We start from the raw sequence: 12,374 nt of genomic DNA on the forward strand, positions 1-12,374 counted from the left end.
AAATATTAGAAAAAAGGAGTTAGTTATATGAAGTATGAAGAAATTGTCCAAGACATAAAAATTAAAATATTAAAAGGCAATTGGAAAGTTGGAGAAAAGCTTCCTTCCTTAAGACAATTAGCTCAAAAATATAAAACATCAAGAAATACTGTAGTATACTCTTTTAGAATACTAAAAGAAGAAGGTTATATTTTTCCAATTTCAGCAGTAGGATATTTTGTAAACAAAAGAAAGGATTCTCAAATAAACAAGCAAGTAAAGATTATACTAAAAAATTATTATGATGCTGAAAATAAAAATTCAGATATTATTAATTTTACATCTATAGCTCCATTTAAAAGATATTTAAATAATAATTTTGTATCATTTCTATTAGATAAACAAAAATTAATCCATATTGAAAAGGAAACAACAATTTCGCTTATATCAGATCTTTTAGAAAAAGAGGAAATATTTATTCCAGAATCCGATATATTTATAACCTCTAGTTCTCAATTAACAATAGAGATGATTATAAGATTACTATCGAATAAGAATAAATTAACTATTGCAATTTCAGATCCAAGTCACTACAGTGTTATTAATATTTTAGATAAATTGAGCAAAATAAAAGGAATCCACTTATTAGAAGATGGTTGGGATTTTAAGGATTTCGAAAATATTCTATCCTCAGAAAAAATAGATCTAGTTTATGTAAATCCCAACTATCAAGATCCCTCTGGTATATGTTGGTCGGAAGAGAAAAAACAATATCTTCTTGAATTATCAGAAAAATTTGACTTTTATATAATTGAAGAAGATAATTACTCATCATTATTTTTTGATAAGAAACTTACCTCATTTAAATGCTTAGACAGAATAGGAAAAGAAAGAATATTTTATATAAAAGATTATTCTAAATTACTAGGGTCATTAATTGGGCTTACTTATGTAGCTGTTCCAGATAAGTTTAAAGAAAAATTCTTAATGGAAAAAATTGTATTTTCAATAGAAAATTCTAAACTTCAAGAGAATATAGCTTATACGTTTTTACAAAGTGAATATTTTAATTTTTTTTTAAATAAAATAAGAATGGATTTAAAAAACAAATTAAATTTTCTAGTTAAAGAATTAAAAGCTGTACCTGAATTAAAAATAATGAATATTCCAAAAGGAGGTTTTTTTATTTGGTTAAAATTAAATAGACAAATAGATGAAGACTTGTTTTATGAATTATGTAAAAATGAAGGGGTATTAATATTACCTGGATATATTTTTTATAAAGATGAAAGAAATAACAGTAAATTTAGATTATCATTTGCAACAAGTTCATTTTTAGAAATAAAAAATGGAATAAAAAAAATTAAAGAAGTTATATCTTTTTTAAAAACAGTTGAAAAAGGAGAAAATAATGAAGTTTGAAAACGAAAGAGAAAAAATTATAAAATATTGCCAAAAAATGGTTAAAGATGGCCTAACAAAAGGAACAGGAGGAAATATAAGTATATGTGATAAAAATCAAAAAATAATGGCAATTACTCCTAGCGGGATAGATTATTTTAAAATGGAACCTAAAGATATTGTTATTATAGATGTAGAAAGCGGAAAAATAATTGAAGGTGATAAAGTCCCTTCCAGTGAATTAGATATGCATAGAATATTTTATAAATATAGAAAAGGAATAAAAGCCGTCGTTCATACACACTCAAAATTTGCAACTGCAGTAGCTTGTACTTCACTAAAAGGATTACCTGCAATAGATTATTTACTTGCTGTCGCTGGGGTCGATGTTCCTTGTGCTGAGTATGCTACATACGGTACAGTGAAGTTGGCTAAAAACGCTTTTAATACAATGAAAGATAGAAAAGCCGTATTACTTAGTAATCATGGAATGATCGCCGTTGGAGAAAATTTAGAAGAAGCGTATAATATAGCAGAAAATGTAGAATTTTGTTCAGAAATTTTTTGTATATCAAAATCTATAGGTGCCCCCAAAATACTCTCTGAAAAAGAAATGTTACATATGATAGATAGATTTAAAAATTACGGGAAAAGAATAGAAGAACATGATGAAATATAACGAGAAAAATGTGAGAGAGACTGTGAAAAACTAAGTAATTCCAATCATAGAAAATAAAATTTACAGAAATAAGTTCACAGTCTCTATTATTTTTACCTTATACAGTTGTTGATAAAGGTATGAATATCTCCTACAAATTTTCTACACACCATATATTTTCCCATATTTTTCTTTTAGATACTCAATATAGTATTTAGGGTTCAACTCTTCTCCTGTAACTTCTTTAATAATTTCAGGAGTATCTTTTAATTTTCCATATTTATGAATTTTTGATCCTAACCAATCAGTTATTTTCTTTAATTCTCCATTTTCTAATGCTTTTTCTACATCAAAATCCTTTTTCATAGTATTGTATATTTGAGAAGCATAAGCATTTCCTATTGCATAAGATGGGAAATACCCCACCAATCCACAATACCAGTGCACATCTTGCATTAAGCCTTCAGAGTCATTTTTAGGCTCAATTCCAAGATATTCTTTAACTTTTTCATTCCAAATTTTTGGTAAATCATCTATGGCTATATTTTCAGAAAACATCATTTTTTCTATTTCATACCTTATCATAATATGAAGTGAATATGTTAATTCATCAGACTCTACCCTAATAAGTCCTGTTTGAACAGTATTTATTTCTCTCATAAAATCTTCAAATTTTATATCCGCTAGGAAAGGATAAAAATTTTGTGCTTTTTTATATAAAGGTTTCCAAAAGTTTATATTTCTTCCAACTAAATTTTCCATAAATCTTGATTGAGATTCATGCAATCCCATTGTTCCACCTGTTCCTAACAAAGTATCAATAAGTTCATCTGCAGTTTGTTGCTCATAGATACCATGCCCTGCCTCATGAATTATAGAAAAAACTGTTGAAAAAGGTAATTGTTTTTTATTGTTTGTTGTTAATCTAACATCATTTTTATTTAAATTTAAAGTAAAAGGATGTTCACTCGTTTCAATTAGTCCTTTATCAAAATCAAAGCCAACATAGTCTGCTAAAAATTTAACAAATTTCATTTGTTTTTCTTCATCAACTTCAACATTTAATCTAGTTTTTTCTTCCAGTTGTTTTTTCTTTTCTTGAATTTTCTTTAAGAAAGGTACAATTTCTTTTTTCAATTCAGCAAAAAATTTGTCTAATTTTTCTGTATCCATTCCTTTCTCGTAATCATTCAACAATACATCATATAAATTCTTTTCATCTGTTTTTCTGTATTCAGCAAACTTTTTACTAAAATAAAATATTTTTTCAAGTCCCTCTTTTATAATAGAGAAATCTTTTTTACTCTTTGCTTCTTCCCAAATCCCTTGATTTAAGCTAGTTAATTTTGAATATTCTTCATATTCAGCAGCAGGAATTTTCTTCATTCTTTCTATTTCTTTCAATGAAATTTCTATCTCTTTTTTTTCAATATCAGATAAACTTTCTTTATTCTTATTTAAATTTTCAACAAGATTTACAAATTCTTCAGATGTAAAAAGATTATACTCTTGCATACTTAGCTCTCCACTTAACTCTGAAAGATAAGCTCTTGATTTTTTAGGAGTTTTTGTTTCTAAATCCCAGTAAACTAAAGCTAAATTAGCTCCTATTCTATTTTTCTTCTTAACTAATTCTCTAAATTCTTCTCTCATTTCTCCTCCTGGTATTAAATAAAGTCTCTTGATAGCCGTATGAGTTCTACGAACTCAATGAGCACAGGCTCTTCGAACTAAATATACGGACGTCAGAGACTGATTTTTGCTATTTAATTTTATACTTTCCTATAAAAATAAAGTCCCTTGAAATGCACAGTTATTTTTAAAAAATATCTAAGTAAGTCCATACTACTTTCAAGGGATTTTTATTTTATCTATTCAAATAATTCTTTTTATAGGTATCAAGAACTTCTAAAACAACTCCATCTCTTGCCTTATAAGTTTCTCCTCCCATAACAACAATTATAACATCTTTTCCATTTACTTTACTAGCAACACTTATATTATATTTTGCTTCCTTATGATATCCCGTTTTTATACCATAAATTCCTTCTTCTCCCAATAAGTGGTTTCTATTTCTTATCTTTATTTTTCCATTATGTATTGTTGTTGAAGTAATTCCTGCTATTTCTAAGTATTTTTTATATTTTAAAGCTTCTATTGACAATTTATAAATACCTTTTGCTGTTCCTTCATCCATTGGTTGCTTAGTCACTCTTGTAGGTAATCCTGCTGGAGTGTAGTAACTTATTTCATTTGATAAACCTAAACTATCAAGTTTTGCATTCATTTTTTTCACAAAATTACTAACACTACCTTTCCCGACATATTCGGCTATTGCATAAGTTGCATTATTTGCTGAATATATTGCCGAAGCTTTTATTAAATCTTCTAAAGTAAATACTTGCCCAGCTTTCAATGGTATTCCACTACCACCGTATCTTAAAGGATTTTTACTTATTGTTACTTCATCTGTTAGTGATATATTTCCTGCATTTATCTCATCAAATGTAACTAAAAGTGTCATAATTTTTGTTACGGAAGCAAGAGGATATTTTATATTAGCATCTTTTGAAAAAATAATATTTCCTTTTAAATCTCCTATCAATACAGACCTAAAATTATCAGGTAATTCCCATTCAACACCATTGTGATGATACTTAGTTCTTGTAACTTCTTTCTTATCTTCATTTGGATTTTCAGGTTCTTCTAAAGCTAAAGGCTCCTTTTTATATATATCTAAAGATTTTGTTTGAGCTTTTATTTCATTTTTCTTGTTAGTTTCTGTTTTTTCATTTTTTATTTTTTTAGAAACATTTTCAATTTTTGACTTAGAAAAAATAGGAAGAGCTTTTCTTACAGCTTCTTTTTTTTCTTTTTTAGTAAGTTCTTTAGTTACTATTTCTTTTACTTTTTCTAGTTTTTTTATTTCTTCAATTTTTACTTCGTTTTTTATCTCTCTATCTTCAATTATTTTCTTTACTTCTTTTATTTCAACATTCTCAAGTTTAGGTTCTTCCTTTTTAAAATTTTGATCCAAAATATTATTAGAATAATCTTCTAAAGTTGTAATTTCTTGGATTTCGTTAGAAAAAACATCTAAAGAAATAGTAGTTGATAATAACATTACCATTGATAAAACTTTAAATTTTTGATACATTTTTACTTCTCCTGTTAAAACTTAAATAAAGTCTCTTGACAGCCGTATAAGTTCTACGAGCTCAATGAACACAGGCTCTTCGAACTAATACGGACGTCAGAGACTAATAAGCATTTAATTTTATACTTTACTATAAAATAAAAAATTTACTTTTATTAAAATGACATCTTTCATTATATCACAAAATATAATTTTTTTTATTTTTTTACTTAAAAAAATCTCCTGACAGCCGTATTACTCTTCCGAGCTCATCGAAATGCTCTCCAGAGTAATACGGACGTCGGAGACTAATTTTTATATTAAATTTATACTTTCCTACAAAATAAAACAAATAAAAAAGTTGCTACAAAATTTATAGCAACTTTTCTTATTCTTTATTTATTTTGCATCTCTTTTTGAAATATAGTCTTCTATTGCCATTTTAATAGCTTCTTCTGCTAAAACAGAACAGTGCATTTTTACAGCTGGTAATCCCCCTAAAGCATCAACAACTGCTTTATTTGTTACTTTTAAAGCTTCTTCAACTGGTTTTCCAATTATCATTTCTGTTGATATAGATGAACTTGCTATTGCCGAAGCACAACCAAAAGTTCTAAATTTTACATCTGTTATAATGTCTTTATCAACTTTTATAAAGATTTCCATTATATCTCCACAAGACGGGTTTCCAACTTTTCCATATCCATCTGGATTTTCTATTACTCCAACATTTTGTGGATTCATAAAGTGTTGCATTACTTTTTCTGTATATTGCATTTATAATCATCTCCTCTAATTGTATCTTAACTATTTACTCAACTTCTATAGAATTTAACTAATTAATTTTTATTATGTTGAAAAGCATTCCATAAAGGAGAAAGTTCTCTCAATTTTGAAATTATTTCAACTAAACACTCTATTGTATAATCTATTTCTTCTTTTGTATTATATTTTCCTAATGAAAATCTTAAAGTTCCATGAGCAAATTCAGCAGGTATTCCCATTGCTATCAATACATGTGATGGTTGTAAACTGTCTGAAGAACAAGCTGACCCAGAACTTACTGCTATTCCTTTTAAACTTAAATTAAGTAGCATTGCTTCCCCTTCAAGATATTTAAAAGTAATGCTTGAAGTTCCTGGTAATCTTTTTGCATTTTTCCCATTTACAACAACTTCTGGAATTCTTTTAACTACTTCTGCTTCAAAATAATCTCTTAATTCCTCTTCTTTTTTCCATTCTTCTTCCATAGTTTCTGTTGCCATTTGTAAAGCTTTAGCCATTCCAACTATATATGGAACATTAGAAGTTCCTGGTCTTCTTTTAGATTCTTGGTTTCCACCTGTTAAAACTTTACCTAAACGAACACCATCTCTTTTATATAATACTCCTATTCCTTTTGGAGCATAAAATTTATGCCCTGAAAATGATAATAAATCTATTCCAATTTTTTCAGGATAGATAGGTAATTTCCCCATAGTTTGAACTGCATCAACATGTAATATTATTTTGTGTTCTTTTGTTATTTTTGCAATTTCTTCTATCGGTTGAAAAGTTCCAACTTCATTATTTGCATGCATAACACTAACAAGTATTGTATCTTCCCTCAATGCTTTTTTAAATTCATCTATTTTAATGACACCATTTTCATCAACAGGTATTACAGAAATTTCAAAACCGTCTTGTATTAAGTCCACAAAAGTATTTTTTACTGCTGGATGCTCAATAGAAGTTGTAATTATATGTTTCCCTCTATGTTTATATGCTCTAGTTATTCCTCTGATTGCCATATTATCAGATTCACTTCCAGATGCAGTAAAAATTATTTCACTTGGATTTGCTTTCAATATATCTGCTATTATTTTTCTTGATTCTGTTACAGCTTTTCCAGTTTCAGTTGCAAATAAATGCATGCTGAATGGGTTACCATAATATTCAGAAAAATAAGGTATCATTGCTTCAACTACTTTTTCATCAACTTTTGTTGTTGCGTTGTTATCTAAATAAACTTTCATATAAAATTCATCTCCCTAATAATTTCTATAAATATATATACCATTCTTTAGCATTTTTGTCAAGAAATAATTTAGACTTTTTTAGTTATGTTTAATAACTTTTTCCCATATTCACAATAGTCTACTATCTCACAAGCAGAACATTTTGGTCTTCTTGCAATACAAGTTGCTCTTCCATGTAAAATAATATAATGAGAAAAATCTATCCAAGATTCTCTAGGAACTATTTTCATAAGTTCACGTTCTATTTTTATAGGGTCTTCACTTTTCACAAGTCCTATTAAATTTGTAATTCTTCTAACATGCGTATCTACAGTAATTCCATCAGCTAATCCCCAAATTTCTCCTCTTACAACATTTGCTGTTTTCCTTCCAACTCCAGCAAGCTCTGTAAGTTGATCCATACCTTGTGGAATTTCTCCCTTATATTTTTCTAACAATTGTTGACTACATTTTTGAATATTCTTAGCCTTATTTCTAAAAAAACCAGTAGTTTTTATATATTCCTCTATTTTTTCTAAAGGCATATAAGCAAAATCTTCTGGTTTATTAACATATTTAAACATTTCTTCTGTAACAATATTAACTCTTTTATCTGTACATTGTGCAGAAAGAATAACAGCAACTAGAAGTTCAAAAGGAGTTTGATAGTTTAAAGCACACTTTGGTTTCCCAAACTTTTTCTCTAATTCAATTAAAATTTTTTTTACTTTTTCCTTTTTTGTCATTGTATCCTCTTAATTATATCAATTTTTATTTTTAAAATTAACGTATAGAAATAGTTAAATAAAGCCTCTTGATAGCCGTATTAGTTCTGTGAGTTCAAAGAATATAGGTTCGACTAATACGGACATCAGAGAGTACTTTCACTATTTAATTTTATAATTGCCTGTAATTTTTTCTATAACTCACTATAAATATTTAATAAAAACTTGATATTCAAGTCCATCTTTTCCAATTTCTACTTCATTTTGTAAAGTGAAACCTAAATCTATAAATATTTTTTTTGAAATAGAATTTTCTTCTAAAATATTAGCTTGTATCTTTTCTATATTTTTTTTATTATGAGTTAAAAATTCTAATATACCTAAATCTAAAATACTTTTAGAATATTTTTTACCACGAAAATTTTTATTAACATAAATACTGACAAGGGCTTTATCTTCTAAAAGTTGATAACTTGTTAAGCCAACAAATTCATCTGAATCATTTTCAAAAATATAAATTAAATATTCTTCAGAAGAAAGATGAGATCTATACCATTTATCATGATTTTTATGTACTTCTTTTTGTTTTTCTATGCTTTTAAAATACTTATTCACAAAATCTAAGTGTAAATTTTTATACACAGTCTCAATGTCTTCTTCTTTCATTTTTCTTACTTTGAATCTGATCAAAAATACCACCACTATCTCTATTTTTTCACTATATTAAAAAATTTCTTTTTCCCCATTTTTAGAAGTCCTAAAGTTTCTGAGCTTAGTAAAAACTTAACATCACTAATTTTTTCATCATTCAATGACATTCCATTTTGTTCTATAAGTCTTCTTCCTTCACTCTTAGTCTTTAATATTTTTCTTTCAACTAATATATCTAAAAGTTCTTTAGAAAAATCATCTTCTGTAATTTCTATTTTTGGAGCATTTTCTAAATTATTTCCTCCACCAAAAAGAGCTTCTGTTGCTTCTTTAGCTTTTTTAGCTTCCTCTTCTCCATGAATAATTTTTGTAATTTCATAAGCTAAAACTTTTTTAGCTTCATTTATTTCAGCATCTTTTAGTGCTCCTAATCTTCTAACTTCATCCATAGGTAAAAATGTAAGAAGAGCTAAACATTTTTCAACATCTTGATCATCTACATTTCTCCAATATTGATAAAATTCATATGGACTAGTCTTTTTAGGGTCAAGCCATAATGCACCTTTTGCTGTTTTTCCCATCTTTTTACCTTCACTATTTGTTAGTAAAGTACAAGTCATAGCATAAGCTTGTTTTCTATCTTTTCTTCTTATAAGTTCAACCCCTGCTATCATATTTGACCATTGGTCATCTCCACCAAGTTGCATAGTACAATTATATTTTCTATTTAACACATGGAAATCATAAGCTTGCATTATCATATAGTTGAACTCTAAAAATGATAATCCATTTTCCATTCTCGATTTGTAACATTCAGCTGCAAGCATTCTGTTAACAGAAAAATGCTCTCCAACATCTCTTAAAAATTCAAGATAATTTAAATTTCTCAACCAATCAGCATTATTTACAAGTATAGCTTTTCCCTCTGAAAAATCTATAAATTTTTCCATTTGTTTTTTTATACAATCAACATTGTGATCTATAGTTTCAACTGTCATCATAGTTCTCATATCTGATCTTCCACTCGGATCTCCTATCATTCCAGTTCCACCACCAGCAAGTGCTATCGGTCTATGCCCATGTTGTTGCATATGAGCCATAAACATCATAGCTATAAAATGCCCAACATGTAAACTATCAGCTGTTGGATCAAAACCTATATAAAAAGTAACTTTTTCTTTTCCTAAGATTTCTCTCATTTCCTCTTCATGAGTGAATTGTTTTAAATATCCTCTTTCCATAAGGACGTCATATACATTCGCCATTTTATCCCCCTAAAAATTTTAATTCTAGTATAATTATATAAGTAAGTTTATTATATTTCAATTTTTATTTTGTTTTTTCATCTTTTATAAAATAACAACAAAATCCTACCACTACTGATGGAACTAACCATGGTAAACCTAAATCTATAAGTGGTAATGAATTATAAATATTTGTAATCATTGCAGGCATAGTAACTCCTGTAACACTTATTCCTTCATATAACCCAATCAAACCTGTTACAAGTGTAACCCCTTTGAATACATTTGCATTTTTTATGTTGAATAGATTTATGATTATAAGTCCTATACTTATTGGATATAAAAGTACAAGTATAGGCACAGAAATTTTTATAATTTGATTAACACCTAATATTGCAAATATAAACCCAATTGCTGTTGTTATTATAACAAGTTTTTCATAAGAAATTTTTAAAAATCCACTAAAATATTCAGAAACTGTAACTATAAGTCCTATAGATGTTGTAAGACAAGCTCCAGCAACACAGATAGCTAGGATTAAATATCCAATTTTTCCTAATAAAGTTATAGATAATTTTACTAATAAATCTGTTTTTTCAGCTCCAGCAATTAACTCATATGATCCAAAAGTTGCACCTATATATGAAAGTCCTGTATAAACTATTGCAAGACCAACTGCTGCAATAAGTCCAACTTTTAGCAAAAATGAAAATTCTTGTTTTTTTGTAAGTTCTTTTCCATTGTTTACAGCATTTAAAATAACTGTTGAAAACACAATTCCTGCCAATGCGTCCATAGTTTGATATCCTTCAATAAATCCTTTTTTGAAAGGTAGTTCAAATACTTTAGTGGCAACTTCTTGATCATTAAAAAATACACCTTTTGCCAAAATTATAAATAAAACTATAAGTAATATTGGTGTTAATATTTTCCCTATTCTATCAACAACTTTTGATGATTTTAACGAGAACATCAATGCTAATAAGAAATATATTATCAAATAAACATATTTCATTGTTTGTGAAGTAAATCCTGCATGGAAGAAAGTTACTTCATACGCTGTTGCACCTGTTCTTGGTAGTGCTAATAATGGGCCTATTGATAAAATTAAAGCTATACCATACACTCTTGCAAATAAAGGACTAACCTTATTTGAAAAATCATCTAATTTTTTCCCAGCATTAGCTGAAGCAATTATGGCAATCAATGGGAATCCAACTGCTGTTAAAATAAAAGCAAAAACTGCTATTCCCCAGTTGTTACCTAAATCATATCCTAGCATAGGTGGAAATATTAAATTCCCTGCCCCAAATAACATTGCAAACAAAGCAAACCCAGATGTTATTACATCCATTATACTATACATTTTTTCTCCTTCCATTCTATTCATTTAAGTCTATTTCTTAAAAAATTCTTTCCATTCTTCTTCTTTAAATCCTATTAAAACTCCATTTTTACTAATAACCAAAGGTCTTTTTACTAATTTACCATCTGTTGCCAGGAGCTTTATTTGTTCATCTTCTGACATATTTGGAAGTTTATCTTTTAATCCCATTTCTCTATACAGTATTCCACTTGTATTAAAAAATTTTTTTAATTCTTTTCCACTGTTTTGATAAAATTCTTTAAGCTCACTTTCATTTGGATTAAGTTTCACTATATCTCTTTCATTAAACTTAATATTATTTGTTTCTAGCCATTTTTTAGCTTTTTGACAAGTTGAGCATCTTGGATAACATAAAAACTTTACTTCTCCCATTTCTTTTAGCACTTCCTTTTTATCTTCTATTTTAGTTTTTACTTTTTTTCTATTTTCTCCTTCAAAGTCTAAAAATAATACTACTGGGCAATGGTCTGAACCTTCTGTTTGAGCATGTATTTCAGCATCTTTTAAATTCTTTTCAAGCCCAGAAGATACAACAAAATAATCTATTCTCCACCCTGTGTTGTTTTTTCTAGCATTAGCTCTATAAGACCACCACGAATAAGCATGTTCTAAGTTTGGATAAAAATATCTAAATGTATCTACAAAACCACTATCTAGCAACTTTGAGAATTTTTCTCTTTCTTCATCTGTAAAACCTGGATTTCTTCTATTTGTTTTTGGATTTTTTAAGTCTATCTCTTTGTGAGCAACATTCAAATCTCCACAAACAACAACAGGCTTAAATTCTTCCAATTTTTTTAAATATTTTCTAAACTCATCTTCCCAAACCATTCTATAATCTAATCTTAAAAGTTCATCTTTTGAATTTGGTGTATATACTGTTATCATATAAAACTTTTCAAATTCAAGAGTGATTACTCTACCTTCTTTATCGTGCTCTTCTATTCCAATTCCATAAGCTACAGATAATGGTTTTTCTTTCGTAAAAATTGCTGTCCCTGAGTAACCCTTTTTTTCTGCATAATTCCAGTATTGATAATAGCCTGGCAGTTCTAAATTTAGTTGTCCTTCACTTAACTTAGTCTCTTGCAAGCAAAAAATATCTGCATCTTGTTCATTAAAGTAATCTAAAAAACCTTTTTTTATTGCTGCTCTAATTCCATTTACATTCCACGATATTAATTTCATATTTATCC

General features: G+C 27.8%; 11 protein-coding genes and 1 pseudogene. 2 read left to right on the top strand and 10 right to left on the bottom strand.

The window, feature by feature from the left end:
• Positions 1 to 27: 27 nt before the first annotated feature.
• Complete coding sequence (locus BQ2505_RS03350; RefSeq protein ID WP_074016381.1) at positions 28 to 1,401, top strand: aminotransferase-like domain-containing protein; 1,374 nt, start codon at positions 28 to 30, stop codon at positions 1,399 to 1,401.
• Positions 1,391 to 2,059, top strand: coding sequence for an L-fuculose-phosphate aldolase (locus BQ2505_RS03355; protein ID WP_074016382.1), 669 nt, complete (start codon positions 1,391 to 1,393; stop codon positions 2,057 to 2,059). The genes BQ2505_RS03350 and BQ2505_RS03355 overlap by 11 nt, the downstream gene beginning before the upstream one ends.
• A gap of 141 nt (positions 2,060 to 2,200) precedes the next feature.
• Here BQ2505_RS03355 and BQ2505_RS03360 read toward each other — a convergent pair whose 3' ends face one another.
• From BQ2505_RS03360 to BQ2505_RS08825, 10 genes and pseudogenes are all read right to left on the bottom strand, one after another.
• Positions 2,201 to 3,691 (bottom strand): carboxypeptidase M32, encoded by a 1,491-nt coding sequence (locus BQ2505_RS03360; RefSeq protein ID WP_074016383.1) that lies wholly within the window; start codon positions 3,689 to 3,691, stop codon positions 2,201 to 2,203.
• Between the two features lie 214 nt (positions 3,692 to 3,905).
• Positions 3,906 to 5,195, bottom strand: coding sequence for a D-alanyl-D-alanine carboxypeptidase family protein (locus BQ2505_RS03365; RefSeq protein ID WP_074016384.1), 1,290 nt, complete (start codon positions 5,193 to 5,195; stop codon positions 3,906 to 3,908).
• A gap of 378 nt (positions 5,196 to 5,573) precedes the next feature.
• Positions 5,574 to 5,951, bottom strand: a complete 378-nt coding sequence (nifU, locus tag BQ2505_RS03370; RefSeq protein WP_074016385.1) for a Fe-S cluster assembly scaffold protein NifU — start codon at positions 5,949 to 5,951, stop codon at positions 5,574 to 5,576.
• A gap of 62 nt (positions 5,952 to 6,013) precedes the next feature.
• Positions 6,014 to 7,189, bottom strand: coding sequence for a cysteine desulfurase NifS (gene nifS, locus BQ2505_RS03375; protein WP_074016386.1), 1,176 nt, complete (start codon positions 7,187 to 7,189; stop codon positions 6,014 to 6,016).
• Between the two features lie 71 nt (positions 7,190 to 7,260).
• The gene (nth, locus tag BQ2505_RS03380) at positions 7,261 to 7,917 is read right to left on the bottom strand and encodes an endonuclease III (protein ID WP_074016387.1); all 657 of its coding nucleotides are present in this window, start codon (positions 7,915 to 7,917) and stop codon (positions 7,261 to 7,263) included.
• Positions 7,918 to 8,100: 183 nt separating this feature from the next.
• Positions 8,101 to 8,586 (bottom strand): GNAT family N-acetyltransferase, encoded by a 486-nt coding sequence (locus tag BQ2505_RS03385; RefSeq protein WP_074016388.1) that lies wholly within the window; start codon positions 8,584 to 8,586, stop codon positions 8,101 to 8,103.
• Positions 8,587 to 8,603: 17 nt separating this feature from the next.
• The gene (tyrS, locus tag BQ2505_RS03390) at positions 8,604 to 9,812 is read right to left on the bottom strand and encodes a tyrosine--tRNA ligase (protein WP_074016389.1); all 1,209 of its coding nucleotides are present in this window, start codon (positions 9,810 to 9,812) and stop codon (positions 8,604 to 8,606) included.
• A gap of 64 nt (positions 9,813 to 9,876) precedes the next feature.
• On the bottom strand, positions 9,877 to 11,157 hold the full coding sequence (brnQ, locus tag BQ2505_RS03395; protein WP_074016390.1) for a branched-chain amino acid transport system II carrier protein: 1,281 nt from the start codon (positions 11,155 to 11,157) through the stop codon (positions 9,877 to 9,879).
• A gap of 30 nt (positions 11,158 to 11,187) precedes the next feature.
• A complete protein-coding gene (locus tag BQ2505_RS08820) occupies positions 11,188 to 11,550 on the bottom strand; it encodes an arsenate reductase family protein (RefSeq protein ID WP_202613310.1) in 363 nt (120 codons plus the stop codon).
• Between the two features lie 60 nt (positions 11,551 to 11,610).
• A pseudogene (locus BQ2505_RS08825) lies at positions 11,611 to 12,366 on the bottom strand (exodeoxyribonuclease III); the annotation flags it as partial.
• Between the last annotated feature and the right edge of the window lie 8 nt (positions 12,367 to 12,374).

The organism is Fusobacterium massiliense, assembly GCF_900095705.1.
Lineage (GTDB): Bacteria > Fusobacteriota > Fusobacteriia > Fusobacteriales > Fusobacteriaceae > Fusobacterium > Fusobacterium massiliense.

What these genes read in the sequence shown, in the direction of transcription:
- nifS (WP_074016386.1), bottom strand. Translation starts at nt 7,189, where the DNA reads ATGAAAGTTTATTTAGATAACAACGCAACAACAAAAGTTGATGAAAAA.
- nth (WP_074016387.1), bottom strand. Translation starts at nt 7,917, where the DNA reads ATGACAAAAAAGGAAAAAGTAAAAAAAATTTTAATTGAATTAGAGAAA.
- BQ2505_RS03350 (WP_074016381.1), top strand. Translation starts at nt 28, where the DNA reads ATGAAGTATGAAGAAATTGTCCAAGACATAAAAATTAAAATATTAAAA.
- BQ2505_RS03355 (WP_074016382.1), top strand. Translation starts at nt 1,391, where the DNA reads ATGAAGTTTGAAAACGAAAGAGAAAAAATTATAAAATATTGCCAAAAA.
- BQ2505_RS08820 (WP_202613310.1), bottom strand. Translation starts at nt 11,550, where the DNA reads ATGGGAGAAGTAAAGTTTTTATGTTATCCAAGATGCTCAACTTGTCAA.
- BQ2505_RS03365 (WP_074016384.1), bottom strand. Translation starts at nt 5,195, where the DNA reads ATGTATCAAAAATTTAAAGTTTTATCAATGGTAATGTTATTATCAACT.
- BQ2505_RS03360 (WP_074016383.1), bottom strand. Translation starts at nt 3,691, where the DNA reads ATGAGAGAAGAATTTAGAGAATTAGTTAAGAAGAAAAATAGAATAGGA.
- tyrS (WP_074016389.1), bottom strand. Translation starts at nt 9,812, where the DNA reads ATGGCGAATGTATATGACGTCCTTATGGAAAGAGGATATTTAAAACAA.
- brnQ (WP_074016390.1), bottom strand. Translation starts at nt 11,157, where the DNA reads ATGTATAGTATAATGGATGTAATAACATCTGGGTTTGCTTTGTTTGCA.
- nifU (WP_074016385.1), bottom strand. Translation starts at nt 5,951, where the DNA reads ATGCAATATACAGAAAAAGTAATGCAACACTTTATGAATCCACAAAAT.